At 45.4% G+C, this 16,391-nt stretch carries 16 protein-coding genes; 14 read left to right on the forward strand and 2 right to left on the reverse strand.

Features of this window, described 5'->3' with window-relative positions; translation table 11 throughout:
• Nucleotides 1-65: 65 nt before the first annotated feature.
• The 6 genes from sufC to NLX78_RS00445 all read left to right on the forward strand — a co-directional run bounded on the left by sufC (nucleotide 66) and on the right by NLX78_RS00445 (nucleotide 5,887).
• Nucleotides 66-848, forward strand: a complete 783-nt coding sequence (sufC, locus tag NLX78_RS00420; RefSeq protein WP_029516585.1) for a Fe-S cluster assembly ATPase SufC — start codon at nucleotides 66-68, stop codon at nucleotides 846-848.
• A gap of 23 nt (nucleotides 849-871) precedes the next feature.
• Complete coding sequence (gene sufD / locus NLX78_RS00425) at nucleotides 872-2,176, forward strand: Fe-S cluster assembly protein SufD (protein WP_025719242.1); 1,305 nt, start codon at nucleotides 872-874, stop codon at nucleotides 2,174-2,176.
• Nucleotides 2,173-3,396, forward strand: a complete 1,224-nt coding sequence (locus NLX78_RS00430) for a cysteine desulfurase (RefSeq protein WP_254349355.1) — start codon at nucleotides 2,173-2,175, stop codon at nucleotides 3,394-3,396. Before sufD ends, NLX78_RS00430 begins: the two co-directional genes overlap by 4 nt.
• Entirely contained in the window at nucleotides 3,386-3,808 is a 423-nt protein-coding gene (gene sufU, locus NLX78_RS00435) for a Fe-S cluster assembly sulfur transfer protein SufU (RefSeq protein ID WP_013309555.1), read from the forward strand. Before NLX78_RS00430 ends, sufU begins: the two co-directional genes overlap by 11 nt.
• A gap of 30 nt (nucleotides 3,809-3,838) precedes the next feature.
• Nucleotides 3,839-5,236 (forward strand): Fe-S cluster assembly protein SufB, encoded by a 1,398-nt coding sequence (sufB, locus tag NLX78_RS00440; RefSeq protein ID WP_013309556.1) that lies wholly within the window; start codon nucleotides 3,839-3,841, stop codon nucleotides 5,234-5,236.
• 288 nt (nucleotides 5,237-5,524) lie between these two features.
• The gene (locus tag NLX78_RS00445) at nucleotides 5,525-5,887 is read left to right on the forward strand and encodes a YmaF family protein (protein WP_254349356.1); all 363 of its coding nucleotides are present in this window, start codon (nucleotides 5,525-5,527) and stop codon (nucleotides 5,885-5,887) included.
• Between the two features lie 325 nt (nucleotides 5,888-6,212).
• Here the strand turns inward: NLX78_RS00445 and NLX78_RS00450 are convergent, their stop codons facing one another.
• Nucleotides 6,213-7,052 (reverse strand): manganese catalase, encoded by an 840-nt coding sequence (locus tag NLX78_RS00450; RefSeq protein WP_165176021.1) that lies wholly within the window; start codon nucleotides 7,050-7,052, stop codon nucleotides 6,213-6,215.
• 204 nt (nucleotides 7,053-7,256) lie between these two features.
• Here NLX78_RS00450 and NLX78_RS00455 point away from each other — a divergent pair, with 204 nt between their 5' ends.
• Nucleotides 7,257-8,111, forward strand: a complete 855-nt coding sequence (locus NLX78_RS00455) for a manganese catalase family protein (protein WP_061831689.1) — start codon at nucleotides 7,257-7,259, stop codon at nucleotides 8,109-8,111.
• A 172-nt stretch (nucleotides 8,112-8,283) separates the two neighbouring features.
• Here the strand turns inward: NLX78_RS00455 and NLX78_RS00460 are convergent, their stop codons facing one another.
• Nucleotides 8,284-9,348, reverse strand: coding sequence for an HD-GYP domain-containing protein (locus tag NLX78_RS00460; protein ID WP_254325998.1), 1,065 nt, complete (start codon nucleotides 9,346-9,348; stop codon nucleotides 8,284-8,286).
• Between the two features lie 319 nt (nucleotides 9,349-9,667).
• Between NLX78_RS00460 and NLX78_RS00465 the strand changes: the two genes are divergently transcribed.
• The 7 genes from NLX78_RS00465 to NLX78_RS00495 all read left to right on the forward strand — a co-directional run bounded on the left by NLX78_RS00465 (nucleotide 9,668) and on the right by NLX78_RS00495 (nucleotide 16,348).
• Nucleotides 9,668-11,122 (forward strand): bifunctional metallophosphatase/5'-nucleotidase, encoded by a 1,455-nt coding sequence (locus NLX78_RS00465; RefSeq protein ID WP_254349357.1) that lies wholly within the window; start codon nucleotides 9,668-9,670, stop codon nucleotides 11,120-11,122.
• On the forward strand, nucleotides 11,076-12,236 hold the full coding sequence (locus NLX78_RS00470; protein WP_254349358.1) for an HD-GYP domain-containing protein: 1,161 nt from the start codon (nucleotides 11,076-11,078) through the stop codon (nucleotides 12,234-12,236). The genes NLX78_RS00465 and NLX78_RS00470 overlap by 47 nt, the downstream gene beginning before the upstream one ends.
• A gap of 97 nt (nucleotides 12,237-12,333) precedes the next feature.
• The gene (yfkAB, locus tag NLX78_RS00475; protein ID WP_023987890.1) at nucleotides 12,334-13,464 is read left to right on the forward strand and encodes a radical SAM/CxCxxxxC motif protein YfkAB; all 1,131 of its coding nucleotides are present in this window, start codon (nucleotides 12,334-12,336) and stop codon (nucleotides 13,462-13,464) included.
• 16 nt (nucleotides 13,465-13,480) lie between these two features.
• Nucleotides 13,481-14,830 carry a hemolysin family protein gene (locus NLX78_RS00480; protein ID WP_254349359.1) on the forward strand — a complete coding sequence of 450 codons (1,350 nt, stop codon included), beginning with the start codon at nucleotides 13,481-13,483 and terminating at the stop codon, nucleotides 14,828-14,830.
• A 239-nt stretch (nucleotides 14,831-15,069) separates the two neighbouring features.
• Nucleotides 15,070-15,294 (forward strand): spore coat associated protein CotJA, encoded by a 225-nt coding sequence (locus NLX78_RS00485; protein ID WP_061831695.1) that lies wholly within the window; start codon nucleotides 15,070-15,072, stop codon nucleotides 15,292-15,294.
• Between the two features lies 1 nt (nucleotide 15,295).
• Nucleotides 15,296-15,745, forward strand: coding sequence for a spore coat protein CotJB (locus NLX78_RS26415; protein WP_269465968.1), 450 nt, complete (start codon nucleotides 15,296-15,298; stop codon nucleotides 15,743-15,745).
• A 33-nt stretch (nucleotides 15,746-15,778) separates the two neighbouring features.
• A complete protein-coding gene (locus tag NLX78_RS00495) occupies nucleotides 15,779-16,348 on the forward strand; it encodes a manganese catalase family protein (protein WP_061831696.1) in 570 nt (189 codons plus the stop codon).
• Nucleotides 16,349-16,391 lie beyond the last annotated feature (43 nt).

Here is a 16,391-nt window from a genome sequence, read left to right on the forward strand (position 1 = left end):
TCCCCTGTTTAGATATACTTTCTGATTTCGACACCACACTACATTTTTTGGAGGGTATTGCGAATATGGCTACAAACTTTAAGATTGAAGGTCTCAAGGCGACCATTGAAGGCAAGGAAATTTTGAAAGGTATTAACCTCGAAATGAAGGGCGGAGAAATCCATGCCATTATGGGTCCTAACGGTACGGGTAAAAGTACACTCGCGTCTGCTTTGATGGGTCATCCTAAATATGAAGTCACAGATGGTAAAGTAACTTTGGATGGAGAAGACGTGCTGGATATGGAAGTGGATGAGCGTGCACGTGCAGGATTGTTCTTGGCGATGCAGTATCCGAGTGAAATTGCAGGGGTAACGAACTCTGACTTTTTGCGTAGTGCAATCAACGCTCGCCGTGAAGAAGGACAAGAAATCTCCCTGATTAAGTTTATCCGTCAAATGGAAAGCAAAATGAAAGAGCTTGAAATGAACCCAGAGTTTGCTCACCGTTACCTGAACGAAGGCTTCTCTGGTGGTGAGAAAAAACGGAATGAAATTTTGCAAATGATGATGATTGATCCGAAAATTGTCATTCTTGATGAAATCGACTCCGGTCTGGATATCGATGCTTTGAGAATCGTGGCTAACGGTGTGAACGCTATGCGTTCCGAAGATCGTGGTTTCCTCGTGATCACTCACTACCAACGTCTGTTAAACTATGTTAAACCAGATTATGTACATGTGATGATGCAAGGACGTATCGTTAAATCCGGTGGTCCTGAGCTTGCTGAGCGTCTGGAAGCGGACGGTTACGATTGGATCAAGGAAGAGCTGGGTATCGTTGATGAAACTGTAGGACAAGAGGCGTAAGCCGGAAGCGAGGAGGAAAACTAATGACTACACAAACAATCCTTCCGGTAGATTCCGAGCAACTGCGTGTTCTGTCCGAACGTAACGGCGAACCATCTTGGCTGGCCGAAGACAGACAAAAAGCACTTGAGCTTGCAGGCAAACTGGAGCTTCCGGTATTTGAAAAAACAAAAATCGAACGTTGGAAATTAAACGATTACGGTCAACATAAACAGAGCGAGGTCATTGCATCGGTAGGGCAAGTTCCTGCAGCCATTGCTGATCTGGTCAAAGAGCAACAGGAGGGCGGTCTGATTATTCAGCGCAACTCCGGCGCGGTATATGTGAAGCTGAGCGAGGAATTGGCGGCGCAAGGCGTCATTTTCACGGATTTGCAAACAGCGGTTAAAGAGCATGCTGATTTGGTTAAAGCTCATCTGAACACAGTTATTAAGGCTGAAGAAAATTCATTATCTGCATTGCACGCAGCACTCTGGAACGGTGGAGTATTTGCTTATGTGCCTAAAAATGTAGAGCTGAACGTTCCGCTTCAAGCTGTATTCCTGACGGACGATGCGACTGCAACATTTGCACCGCATGTGCTGCTCATTGTCGAAAGCCACAGTTCTGTGACGTACGTAGACAACTATGTATCTGCGGATTTGGCGGCACCTGTTCTTCATAACGGTGCGGTAGAAGTTGTTGCAAATGCAGGAGCTAAAGTACGTTATGCGACAGTCCATCAGTTTGGAGAGCAAGTAACGGATATTTCGATTCGTCGTGCCACGTTGGGAAATGACGCAGCTATCGAATGGATTGTGGGCGAAATGAACAACGGTAATACAGCAAGCAATACCATGTCTGTGCTCAAAGGCAATGGCTCCAATTCGGATGCCAAGATCATTGCTGTAGGTTCTGGCTCACAAAAGCTGAACTATACGACACAAGCACAGCATTTTGGTAAAAATTCCGCCAGTCAGATGATTACGCGCGCAGTGATGCGTGAAGAAGCGTCTTCCATCATTAACGGAATTACAAAAATTGAAAAAGGTGCTACCAAAGCAGACGGTCAGCAAACAGAACGTGTTCTGATGCTCAGTCCGAAAGCGCGTGGTGACGCTAACCCGATCCTGCTGATTGATGAAGATGATGTAACGGCAGGTCACGCAGCATCGGTTGGTCAGGTAAACCGTGAACAAGTGTATTACTTGATGTCCCGCGGGATTAGCCGTGCAGAAGCTGAACGTCTGATTATTTATGGCTTCTTGGCACCTGTCGTATCTGAAATTCCGCTTGAAGGACTTCAACATCAGCTGCAAAGCCTTGTTGAAAGGAAGTTAGGCCAATGAATACTGCATTGATCCGTGAACAGTTCCCGATTTTACATCAGGAGATTAACGGTCATCCGCTGGTTTATTTGGATAATGCGGCCACTTCGCAAAAACCGCTGGCGGTCATCGAGGCGATCAAGCACTACTACGAATATGATAATTCAAATGTTCACCGTGGTGTGCATACCTTGGGTAGCCGCGCAACGGATGCTTATGAAGGTGCGCGGGAGAAGGTAGCCCGCTTTCTGAATGCAAAGCGCAGTCAGGAAATTATTTTTACAAGAGGAACAACAACGGCGCTGAATCTGGTCGCTTCTTCCTATGGCAGATCTAATTGCCAGGCAGGTGATGAAATTGTCATCACACAAATGGAGCATCACAGTAATCTGATTCCGTGGCAACAGGTAGCCAAAGCCACAGGCGCGACTTTGAAATATATTCCACTTCAAGAGGATGGTAGCGTTGATCTTGCTGATGTGGAGAATACCATTACAGAGAACACGAAAATTGTAGCGATTGCGCATGTCTCCAATGTGCTTGGTGTTGTGAACCCTGTCAAAGAGATTGCAGCTATTGCGCATCGCAAAGGCGCAGTCATCGTTATAGACGGTGCACAAAGCACACCACATATGAAAGTAGACGTGCAAGACATCGATGCTGACTTTTATGCCTTTTCGGGTCACAAAATGTGTGCTCCTACTGGGATCGGAGCACTGTACGGCAAGAAGACGCTGCTGGAAAACATGGAGCCGATTGAGTTCGGCGGTGAAATGATCGACGATGTGGGATTGTATGAATCCACATGGAAGGAGCTGCCTTGGAAATTCGAAGGTGGAACCCCGATTATAGCCGGAGCGGTTGGCTTGGGAGCTGCCATTGATTTTCTGGAAAGCATCGGACTGGATGCCATTGCGCAGCATGAAAGCCGTCTGGTCGACTATGCTCTCAAACGTCTCCGTGAAGTGGAGGGGTTGACGATATACGGACCGGCTGAACGTCATGTCGGGCTCGTAACATTCAACCTGGATGATGTGCATCCGCATGATGTAGCTACTGTACTGGATAGCAAAGGGGTGGCTGTACGTGCAGGCCATCATTGCTGCCAGCCATTGATGCGCTGGTTGAAAGCCAGTGCGACTGCACGTGCCAGCTTTTACCTCTATAACACGGAAGAGGAAGTCGACGCTTTGGTCAGCGCCTTAATCCAAACAAAGGAGTATTTTGGCGATGCAACTTGATGACTTGTACCGACGCGTGATTATGGATCATTATAAAAATCCGCGCAATCGCGGACGTTTTGAGGACGATGCCGTTACGGTGGATTTGAATAATCCTACATGTGGTGACCGGATTTCTCTTCAACTCAAAACGAAAGACGGCGTGGTCGAAGATGCCCGTTTTACTGGCGAAGGCTGCTCGATTAGTATGTCCTCAGCTTCGATGATGACAGAAGCGGTCAAAGGAAAAACGATTGATCAGGCACTGGATATGGCGAGCCGCTTCTCTTCTTTAATGAAGGGAGAAGCCGTCGAATTCGATGATTATGAAGAATTGGAAGCTTTGTCAGGCGTAAATAAGTTCCCGGCCCGCATCAAATGTGCGACACTGGCTTGGAACGCGCTGCGCAAAGGGATTGATGAAGATAAATAATTTAAATAGAACAGAGGAGGTTTGAGAAACATGGCCAAGAAAGCACCGGAAATGGAAGAGTATAAATATGGCTTTCGTGACGAGCACAAGTCCATTTTCCAAACAGGTAAGGGTCTCACTCCGGAAATTGTAAAGGAAATCTCCAAAATTAAGGATGAGCCAGAATGGATGCTGGAGTTCCGTCTGAAAGCACTGAAACAGTTTGAAAAAATGCCAATGCCAAACTGGGGCGGAGATATGGATGAACTGGATTTCAACGATATCCAGTACTATGTAAGACCTTCCGAGAAACAAGGGAAGACATGGGAAGAAGTTCCGACGGAAATTAAAGAAACCTTTGATAAACTGGGTATTCCTGAGGCGGAGCAAAAGTTTTTGGCTGGTGTATCCGCACAGTATGAATCGGAAGTTGTCTACCACAGTATGCAAAAGGAACTGGAAGATCAGGGCGTTATTTTCATGGATACCGATACGGCGTTGCGTGAGCATCCTGAGATTCTGAAAGAGTATTTTGCAACTGTTGTACCTCCTGCGGACAATAAGTTTGCAGCACTGAACAGTGCGGTATGGTCAGGCGGGAGCTTCATCTATGTACCAAAAGGTGTGAAATGTGAAGTTCCATTGCAGGCTTACTTCCGTATTAACTCGGAAAACATGGGTCAATTTGAGCGTACGCTCATTATTGCTGACGAAGACAGCTTTGTGCATTATGTAGAAGGCTGTACGGCTCCAATTTACAGCACGAACTCGCTGCATAGTGCGGTGGTCGAAATTATTTGTAAGAAGAACGCACGTGTTCGTTATACAACGATCCAGAACTGGGCACCAAACATCTATAACCTGGTAACCAAACGTGCGGTTGCGGAAGAAAATGCAACGATGGAATGGGTCGATGGTAACATCGGTTCCAAGTTAACGATGAAGTATCCAGCCGTTGTATTGAAAGGCCGTGGGGCGAAAGGGATGGTCCTGTCCATCGCTGTTGCAGGCAAAGGCCAGCATCAGGATGCAGGTGCGAAAATGATCCACTTGGCACCAGACACCACCTCCACAATTGTATCCAAGTCGATCAGTAAGCACGGCGGTAAAGTAACGTATCGCGGATTAGCTTCATTCGGTCGTCAGGCTCAAGGTGCAAAATCGAATATCAAGTGTGATACGCTGATTTTGGATAATCAATCAACTTCAGATACTATTCCTTATAATGAAATTATGAATGACGACATCACGCTTGAGCATGAAGCAACAGTTTCCAAGGTATCGGAAGATCAGCTGTTCTATCTGATGAGCCGTGGTTTGACTGAAGCAGAGGCAACGCAAATGATCGTTATGGGCTTTATTGAGCCGTTCACCAAAGAACTGCCGATGGAATATGCGGTAGAGATGAATCGTTTGATCAAGTTCGAGATGGAAGGTTCCATCGGTTAAAACGCAGTAATCCTTGGCGTGACAAGGTACTTGAGGTAATTAAAGGTAATTAAAGCTGTTAGATCGGAGTCGTGCCGATTTATGCTGACTCGGATTTTCTCTAGTATAGAAGGCGAACTTTTTAAGTTCGTCTTCTTTTATTTTTTCTGTGATGCCTAAGTCCATAAGCCTTTTTTCTACTACATAAAAAAATTTATGCTTAGGACCGGAGATACTTGCCTAGCACTTATGTATGTTTGCTTAATAGGATGTTGTGAGTGACATAAACATAAGGAGGCATGCCAACAGATGCAGAAGAATAAAGCTGGAGTGAAGAAGAAACCCCTCTCTTCTAAACAGACACAGAGACATGTACATGAATTTGAAGGTAGCACCAAACTGGCTGAAGAAGGTGCAGACCGACATAACCACCGCTTTGCAGGTGTTACTGGGCAAGCGATTCGAGTTGGAAGAAGTCATGTCCATGAAATCGATCTTACAAAAACTGATTTCGTGAACCACTTTCATAATCTGAAAAAAATTAGAACAGGACCAGCTATTCCAGTCGGAAATGGAAAACACGTACATTTTGTAACGGGCCAAACTACATTAAATGATGGTCATGTACACCAGTTTAATTTTGCAACATTAATTCAGGCACCTCTTATTTAATGAACGGTGGTTTGACCGAAGCTGAGGTAACACAAATGATTGTTATAGACAGCTGCTCATAAAGAATGAGAGCATCGTCTTCGATTTTTCGGTGATGTGTAAATTACTCGAAATAAATCAAAAAGCTCTGCTAACCATAAATGGTCGGCAGGGCTTTTTAGTATTACATTGATTCTGTACTTCTTGATTAATGACCGGCTATGATTTTATGCCTTATGATAAGCCGCCTTATTCGAATTTTAAGTATATATTTTTTGTTTCATTTTTATGGTCAGTGTCACCAACTAGCAATCTTTAATGTTGGGACAGCTCGTCTGCTACTTGTTTATTTATCTGAAGTTTTATGGTCTAAGTCATGATGTAATTCGGTTGCTGGTATTTTGGCACTGTAGATTTGACCTTTGGCAACAGGGTTAGAGATGTATACATAGCTCCCGCTTCCATCCGGCGCACTTCCTGTTGCCCACAAACCTTCACTGGATTCTTCGCCTTCAGACAAATTCCAAAACTCATAAGCTTCAGGCTGAGACTCTTGCTCTGCTTCAGGAGGAAAAGAAGCGGGGACCACAACACCGTTTTTTTCTTCCAATTCTTGGATTGCCGCCATCCATTGATATTGGTGATAGCGGTCACGTGCTAGCATTTTCCGTAGTGTAGCTCTGACGCTTTCATCTTGTGTCATATGATATAGCCTTGCTACCTGCAATCGACCCTGACTCTCTGCGTGCAAATTGGACCGCATATCCGCCAATAGGTTGCCACTTGCAACGATATAAGAGCCGTTCCATGGAACTCCATTAGAATTACTAGGTAATCCGCCAAGACCGCTGACCAGCAAGTGCTGCGGGTTAATTCCCCCCATAATGGCAGCTGTAACAGGGTCTTTTGCAGCTTGTTCTTGATCTTCTGGTTTAGCTCCATCAAGTAGTTGACTAATTAAAGCACACAGCATCTCCACATGCCCTACTTCTTCAGTTCCAATGTCCATTAGCATATCTTTATATTTTTCCTCACCGCGGCAGTTAAACCCTTGAAATAAGTATTGCATCATCACGGTCATTTCTCCAAATTGCCCTCCCAAAACTTCTTGTACCTGCCGGGCAAAAAGAGGATCAGGACGCTCCACTTTCACTTCAAACTGCAGCTCTTTTTGATGTCTAAACATAATTACTCCTCCTATAGTTAAAGCAGCTTAGTGAATTCTAACTGTATTTAACCTTTTCAAGATGTAATAAAACGAGGATCAGCATAACAACAATCTGATAGGAGTCTTTACATTTAACTATCTGTTTGTTTGGTTTGTATAAAAATTATTAAGGAGGGAAGCATATGTTCACGTTTAAAAAAAAGTTTAAGGAGGTTTTTTACATTGTATTTTTATAAAGAAGATCTAATTAACATAATAGTACCCGATAAGCCCGACCCGGCTGCTGCTAAAGTGATTCAAGAAGTATTAGGTGGTCGATTCGGAGAAATGCGTACCATGATGCAGTTTTTCTTTCAAAGTAATAATTTTCGTGGTAATGCTGTGCAGTTTAGGGATTTGATACGCGGAGTTTTTCTAGAGGAGCTTAGTCATGTTGAACTGGTCCAACATACTATTAATCAACTTCTGACTGGCTCAGGCGCAGACCAAGCCGGCGATGCTGGAATTGATCATGCTCCTTTAGATGAGGCGATAAAACACGCAAATCCTCATCATTTTATTATGGGAGCTCAAAGTTCCTTACCTGTTGATGCAAGTGGAAACCCTTGGCTAGGTAGTTATGTTTATTCCCACGGCAATCTGATTAGTGATTTGCTTGATAATCTCGTACTCGAATCTACAGGGGTTCTGCAAAAATCCCGAATTTACGAAATGAGCTCGAACAAAACATTCCGGGAAACGTTGGCTTTTTTGATTGTGCGGGATAATGCTCATCAAAATGCGTTTGCTAAAGCTTTAGAGACACTTGGAGTTGATTGGGGAAAATTGTTCCCGGTTCCAAACTACGATATTAACAAGTATCCAGAATGCCGGAAGTATGTTGAAATGGGCTTTCACAATGCACAGTTTAATTTTCGATTGGATTCTACCCGTATTGGAGAAATATTCAATGGACAAACTCCAAGCAGAAACGGTGGAGATTTGAGTGTGGTGGATCCTCCAGAAGGTTTTCCTCTTCCGTATATGCCTGAATTGCCTAATGAACATAGCCCAGGTCTGCATGATCTTAACACTTAGGTTTAAACAAATAAGTAAGGATAGTAACTAGGTTAATGTCCGTAACATAAAAAGAGGCTGTCCTTCGTAAAGAACCTACGAATCAAGGACAGTCTCTTTTTATTCGCGTAGCCTGTAATTCGGCATAACATTTCGTTCTACCGAAGTAACGCCGGGAGGCAGTAATAGCGGATCAGGATTCCAAATAAATTTCATCAATGGATACATGGCGTTCTCTAGACAAATCTACATATTCATCATCGTTAATTCTCACTAAGGGTCTGAAGTAATCAGCAGGATTGTTCAGAATAATCGTTCCTGTCTGACCTGTAGTCAGCAGAACCTGCTTATTAATGAAATTAGGAAGCATGTGTCTAATGAACACTTGGGTAGCTTCTGGGTTTAGATGTCCAAAACTCATGCTGTGCAGCTCACGTAATACGGTGAGCAGCTCCTGCTTCGTCTGGTACACACGATTGGAAATCATCGCGCTATACACGTCGGCAATAGCTGTTATGCTGGCAAAAGGATGAATATCTTCCTTGAACAGTCCATGGGGATATCCACTTCCATCTTCACGCTCGTGATGCTGCAAGGCGACAATTGCAGAAATCTCATCGCTGGTTGAATTGCGAATAATATCATAGCCATATAGCGAATGTTTTTTCATCTCATGGAATTCTTCGGGTGTCAGTTTATCCGGTTTGTTCAAAATTTCATCCGGTATCATGGACTTGCCTATATCATGTAAGTACCCAGCTTTACCAGCGGCATATGCTTCTTCTTCCGTATATCCAAGCCATGTGGCAATGTAATATGACAGTACACCTACTTGGAGAGAATGATTATAGGTATAGTGATCTCCCCGTTCCATAATTAATAGCAGAGATACGACATCTTTTTGACGAGCCAGCTCTGAAACGAGAGGGCCGAACAGCTCATCCACTCGATATTCATCAAATTTTCCAGTTGAAGAGGCTTCGAGAAACATGCTTTCAAAGCCACTGATCGTCTGCTCCATGAGAGGAACGGCACGTTTGAGGGACTCGGGGGAAGCTGGGACATCGGGGGCAAAGTCAACCGGAATGCTCGCTGAACCGGCATCAATGTCGATATAATCGACACCATGCATAATGAGTTTGGAAATATCGTCATGCTGTAGCTCGGTGCCCTGAATCATGACAGGTACACCGTGCCCATTGTATGTATCGGATTTGAGGCGATCTCCCGGCTTGGCATCGGTAACGTGTACTCTCATGCGCTAACCTCCTTATTGTCGTAAATTTGTCGAAAATACGAAACAAACTTAATATATCAAGAATTAAATGGGATGACAACGACTAATTTACTATTATTCCAAGCTGTAAAATAGGTCCCAGGAACCCGTTTCCTATCAGATACCTACAGTAGATAACGTCAATACTTTTCACTATGTTTATGATATGAGATTGCCCAGAGACTACAGCGAAGCTTAAGGACTATGTCCACTCATATGTACCATATTGCTAAATAACATGGTATGCTTAAACATTAGAAGCTCCAAAGTCGATATATATAAAGTATAGAGGAGGGCGGTTATGGAGATGACGACTCGGCAAACGTTGACCATTTTGCATACCAATGATATCCATAGTCATTTTGGCAGTATGCCTTCGATAGCCGCGATGATCGATGAACGAAGAGCCGCATCACGGGATGCGCTGCTTGTGCTCGACATAGGAGACCACATGGACCGGATGGCCCCCGAAACGGAAGGAACGCTCGGTGGGGCAAATGTGGATGTGATTAATCTAACAGGATACGATGCAATTACGATCGGTAACAATGAGGGACTGACTTTTACCCCGGATATGATTGAACAGGCATATGCGGGGATTCATTGTCCGGTCGTATGCGGCAATATGACAGAGCGTGCCACGGGGATGAGCCCTTCGTGGATGAAGGAATCCCTTATCGTAGATAAAGCAGGAATTAAGGTGGGTTTACTTGGTGTGACGGCTCCTTTTGTAGAGTTTTATCAATTGCTGGGTTGGGATGTGCTCAATCCGTTTGAGGTGCTGGGGAAGCAGATCGCGGCACTGAGAAAGCAGGTTGATGTTTTGGTTGTGATGTCGCACCTGGGTCTACCTTCCGATAAAAAATTAGCGTCGCAGTTTCCTGAAATTGACGTTATCCTTGGAGGTCACACCCATCATGTGCTGGAGGAACCGCTTTGGATCGGAAAAACAGCTTTATGTGGGGCGGGTAAGTTCGGAACGCTGCTGGGTGAAGTGACACTAAGTCGTAACGATAGCCTCGAACCGTTTCGAGTCACGTCGGGCGGCGTAGTTCCTGTGGATCAGACACTACTGGACGAAAAAGTGGCATCGGCCATTGTGGTGCATCGCAGACAAGCAGAGCGCGCCATGGAGAACACAGTTGCGGTGACGGATCGGAAACTGGAGATCGCATATGATCAGGAATCCCCTTTCGGCAATATGCTGGCACAAGCGGTGTCCCATTTTACAGGAACAGAAATTGCCCTCGTCAATGCGGGACAACTGCTCGGCCCATTACCTCAAGGGGATATCAGCAAAGGAATATTACATTCCTTATGCCCTTCGCCGATTAATGCCTGTGTTATGAAGTTGCGGGGAAGAGATATTCGGTTGGCGCTGGAGCAGTCCTTGCTGCCTGAATTTACAGACAAGCCCATGACGGGTTTTGGCTTCAGAGGCAAAGTGCTTGGCACGATGTGTGTGGAAGGCTTGGCCATTCAGTATGACCCTGGCCGTGCTCCTTATGAAAAAGTGACGGACATTCGTGTAGCGGGTCAACCTTTGGAAGAGCATGAGGAATACACAGTGGGCACGTTGGATATGTTCACTTTCAAAGCAGGTTATGAGGTGCTTGCGAACGGAACAGATCTCCGATTTATGCTTCCAGAATTTTTACGGGATATGATTGAAATGGAGTTGAAGCGTCCGGGCGCGATGGAAGAATGTTTTGCAGCTAGGTGGCTTCAGGTATCAAAACAATCGGGAGAGGATTAAGCTGCGACTGGTACCTGTTACATTATTGAGAGCCGGCATGAAGCTTGGCAAGAAAATTTACAATGAAAACGGAATGGTGCTGCTCTCGGAAGGTGTTGAGCTTACTTCGCGATTGATTGAACGTCTAGGCCAAGTCGGTATTGGATATGTATACATTGAGGATGCTGTGACAGAAGATATCGTCATTCCTGAGTTGATCCATGAACAGACAAGGGCCGCGGCGCTACAGGAAATCAAAAAGCAGTTTCAAGGTTTATCATCCTACTCCGTAGATCATAAGCACAAATATTTTGGCAAGTCATTTTATAAGGTGATGGAATCCATTCTGGACGATATTGGAGGCCGTCAGGACGCCGTCATTATGTTGATGGATATCGGGGCCGCGGATCAGGATTTGTATCATCATTCTTTGAACGTATGTTTATATTCACTAGTACTTGGGATATCCAATGGCTACGATAATAACCAGCTCATGGAGCTGGGGATAGGTTCATTACTGCACGATATCGGTAAAATGAAAATTTCACCTCAAGTGCTCTATAAGCCGGGTAAATTGACGGATGAGGAATATGAGCATATGAAAACACACACGGTGATCGGCTACAAGCTGCTCAAAGACGAACCTGGTATTCCCTTATTGTCGGCTCATTGTGCATTACAGCACCATGAGCGTATCGACGGCAGTGGATACCCACACGGTTGGAAAAAGGACCAGATCCACGAATATGCGAAATGGATCGGTCTGGCCGACTCGTACGACGCAATGACAGCAAGTCGGATATACAAACAGGCTTTGTTGCCCTATGAAGCGATGGAAGTGCTGTACGCCGGGGCAGGAACGTTATATGAGCAGCGAATGCTGGAAGCCTTTCGTGACTGTGTAGCTATTTACCCCCTGGGACTCTCTGTGATGCTCAACACGGGGGAAGAGGGGGTCGTAGTGCGTATACATCCCAAAATCCCGCAAAGACCCGTCATTCGCATTGTAAGGGACCGGGATGGGCAGGAAGTGAAGGCACCTTATGATGTGGATTTGTCCGTATCCCTCTCGGTTATGATTACAAACACATTGGGTGCTACTGTCGCCCCTTTCGGAGGAGTACACGTAGATTAGCAGATGATGTGGAAGAAAGTATGCAGACACTTTACACATCATGATATGATAATTATACGTCTTTTGAGGTTAATAACAGAAATAAGGTGAAAACATAATGACAGTTCTACAAAATAACACGCTACCCCAAATATCGCCAACCTATGATCCGTGGGACCCGATTGTCTCACTGCGTACACATGGTCGTCATTTGCTTACGAGTGTGGAGATGACCGTAACGCATCTATGTAATATGCGCTGTGAGCATTGCGCTGTTGGCGATATGCTGGTTATGAAGGAGGCCCCTTTCCTTCCGCTAGACCTAATGCTGAAGCGTTTGGATGAAGTCGAGCATCTGGAGACGATCAGTATTACAGGCGGTGAACCTGCCTTACTCGATAAAACAGTGGATGAAGTGATCGTTCCACTGTTGAAATATGCCAAAGAGCGCGGTATTCGCTCGCAAATCAACTCCAATCTGACGTTAGATATTCGCAGATATGAGAAGATGCTTCCTTATCTGGATGTGATGCATATTTCATTTAACTATTTGAATGCGGACGATTTTTATGAAGTGGGTTTTGCAAATACCGGCCGACCGACTCCACGTGCGGGTGCTGTTCGCCTGTATGAAAAAATGATGGAAAATGCCCGCAGATTGAGTGAAATGGGGATGTTCATTTCAGCTGAATCCATGATTAACTATCGGACACATACGAAGCTGGAGGGCATTCATCAATTAATCAACGAAATGGGATGCCGACGGCATGAGGTTCATCCAATGTACGCGTCGAATTTTGCCTCTGCTTTGCCTGTGCTTTCACTCGACGACATGCGGAACTCTATCCATAAGCTGCTGGATGTACGTAATCAGGACATGTGGATGTTGTTTGGCACATTACCGTTCTTTGCTTGTTCGGATCGGGAAGAAGACCGCAAACTGCTTCGACGCTTGCGTCAGGAACCGAATATTACGGTGCGTAATGATCCGGACGGAAGAAACCGTGTGAATGTGAATATGTTCACGGGTAGCGTGTATGTGACAGATTTTGCAGACATACCGGCTTTCGGAAATATTCAGGAAGATAGTCTGGACGATATTTTTGGTGAATGGCTGAATGAGCATCCGCTGAATCAGACTGTGAACTGTCATTGTGATGCCGCTGCCTGTTGTGGACCAAATCTGCTCGTGGCGGATATGTATTACAAAGGAATAGACTTTAAATCAAGAAAAGCATTACAACTATAGAAATGGGGAGTTCGTATTGGATGGTCATACCGAGTTTCATTGGGGATTGCTAGCTGTGAATCTCCTCTTGGTACTGCTGCTTGTCTTTCTAAATGGTGTATTTGTGGCCGCAGAATTTTCGCTGGTCAAAATGCGCCAATCCCGATTGACGCAGCTCCAAAGCGAGGGTCATCGCCTGGCAGGCTATGCGCTGAAGGTGAACCAAAAGTTGGATGCTTATCTGTCCGCCACCCAATTGGGCATTACGCTGGCTTCATTGGGCTTGGGTTGGATTGGAGAGCCAGCAATATCCGGCTACCTGATAGAGCCACTCATGCACAAACTCGGTGTAACTGACGGTACACTGATTACAACGGTATCTGTTATCGTCGGATTTTGCGTAATTACCTTTTTGCATATCGTATTGGGGGAACTGGCGCCAAAGTCCTTAGCGATTCAGAAGACCGAAGGTGTGGCGTTGTTTTTATCGGCGCCTTTGCTGCTTTTTTATAAGGTCTTTCTGCCTGTGATCTGGGTATTGAATGCTGCGGCAAACTTACTGTTGCGTGCATTCGGCATTCAGCCGGCGAGTGAAGCCGAAGCGGCTCATTCGGAGGAAGAGATTCGTATATTGATGAATCAGAGCGCCAAAAGCGGTGTGATTGATAAGGACGAAATTAAGCTGATGGATAATATTTTTGATTTTTCCGACTTGCTTGCCCGTGAAATCATGCTGCCGCGTACAGATATGGATTGTTTGTATACGAATTTGTCGTTTAAGGAAAATCTCAAGATCATCAGCGAGACCAAGCATTCCCGTTACCCGGTAGCGGTTGAGGATAAAGACCAGATTATCGGTTTTGTCCATATTACAGATCTTCTGCTAGCTGAGCAGGGAGAGCAACTGGATCTGGCTTCGGTGGTACGTCCTATTTTGAATGTGCCGGAGTCCATGGAAGTGAGTCACGTGCTACGCCTTATGCAGAAAAAACATTCCCAAATGACTCTCGTGGTAGATGAGTACGGCGGAACGGCCGGGCTGCTGACAGCGGAGGAAATTTTGGAGGAAATCGTCGGGGATCTCTATGATGAATTTGAGGATGAACGCCCGAGTGTGGAAATGAAGGAGAACTTCATCTCTGTGGACGGTCGTATGCTCATTGAGGATGTCAATGATTTGACTGGAGTGAACATTGAAGACGACGAGGTGGATTCCATCGGGGGATGGCTGTTCAAGGAATTGGAGGGCATTCCGGTGAAAGGGAAGAAAATTGAGTTTTATAACCTTACCTTTGAGGTGGAGGAAGCAACAAGGCTTCGCATAATGAGAGTGAAGATTCACCGCAAGCCTGAGTCTGTGATTGAAGATGAGCTTTCTACCGATTGATTCCTAATCCACAGATATAGGTAAGATCAGTTCAGGTATGTAAGTTATTATAGAGTGCTGAAGAAAGAGCTTTTAGATCCACGTACCGTGGTTTTAAAGGCTCTTTTTTGATTAGAAACAGTTCTATGGTTATTTTCTTGAACAATTATTTTTATCTGTGATTTTTTGTTCGAGACTTGGGCGATGCGGCATATGTTGAATAGTAAAACAGATGGATCAATCAAAGGAGGTCCCGGCCCGTGAAATTTCCACAGCAAGGTGAGTATGCCCCGTTTGTCGGCCCGTTCGATCCGTGTCCGCCCGTTCTGTGTAAGACTTATGTGCTTCCGCCAAACTTGTTTATACAATTTCAGCCCCCTGGTCTACCACAATTCAGTCCAGATGAGGCGCTGACGAAGGGAACGCTATGGCCTTTGCTTTACAGCCCTTATGAGCCTAGGAGAAACCAGGGGGGAGGCGAATAGAATGGAGAATCCAAATCAGGGTCAGTCCCCATTCCAATTCCAGCAGCAAAATCAGCATGAGAGCGGGCAGCAACAGCCGAATCCATATCAAAGCCCTTATTCAAATCCGTATCCATACCAGAACCAGTATCAGAACCAAACTCAGGGCTATAGTCAAGCCGGAAACCCGGCCCAAGGCTGCACACCCCAAACCAAGCCAGTTGATGCCCAGTTTTATGCGTTGCTGGAGAAGCTCCAAGCGGTGGATTTTGTGTTGGTGGAGCTGAATTTGTATCTGGATACGCACCCAGATGATTTACAGGCTATCGAACAGTTCAATAAACTGACGCAGGAAAGAACGGCGATTGCTAACGAGTATCAGATGCTATATGGGCCTTTACAAAATTTTGGCCGTGCCTATTCCAAGTATCCTTGGGAGTGGAGTCAATCCCCTTGGCCGTGGCAGGTCTAGGTAGGTATAACCTTTTATAAAGGAGGAACATGAATGTGGGTATATGAGAAAAAACTGCAATATCCCGTACGTGTCAGCAAATGTGATCCTCATATGGCCAAACTGCTTATGGAGCAGTATGGTGGAGCGGATGGCGAACTGGCAGCGGCATTGCGCTATCTGAATCAGCGCTATACGATTCCCGATAAGGTAATTGGCGTACTGAACGACATAGGCACGGAAGAATTTGCGCATCTCGAGATGATTGCGACTATGATTTATAAGCTGACCAAGGATGCGAGCGTGGAGCAAATGAAGGCAGCTGGGCTAGGGGAATATTACGCGGCGCACGATCATGCGCTATATTATCAAAACGCAGGCGGGGTTCCTTTTACAGCGGCCTATATTCAAGCCAAAGGCGACCCGATTGCCGATCTATATGAGGACATAGCGGCAGAGGAAAAGGCTCGAGCTACATATCAGTGGCTGATTGATCTGACAGACGATGTGGATTTGCAGGATAGTCTGAAGTTTCTGCGTGAACGTGAAGTGATTCATTCGCTGCGTTTTCGTGAATCAGTGGAAATTTTGAAGGGGGAAAGAGACCGGAAGAAAGTCTTTTAAGGTATTTTGTAAGGAGGGCCATCTGCAAATGCAGGTGGCCTTT

It is taken from the genome of Paenibacillus sp. Lou8.1 (assembly GCF_024213565.1).
Taxonomy (GTDB): domain Bacteria; phylum Bacillota; class Bacilli; order Paenibacillales; family Paenibacillaceae; genus Paenibacillus; species Paenibacillus polymyxa_B.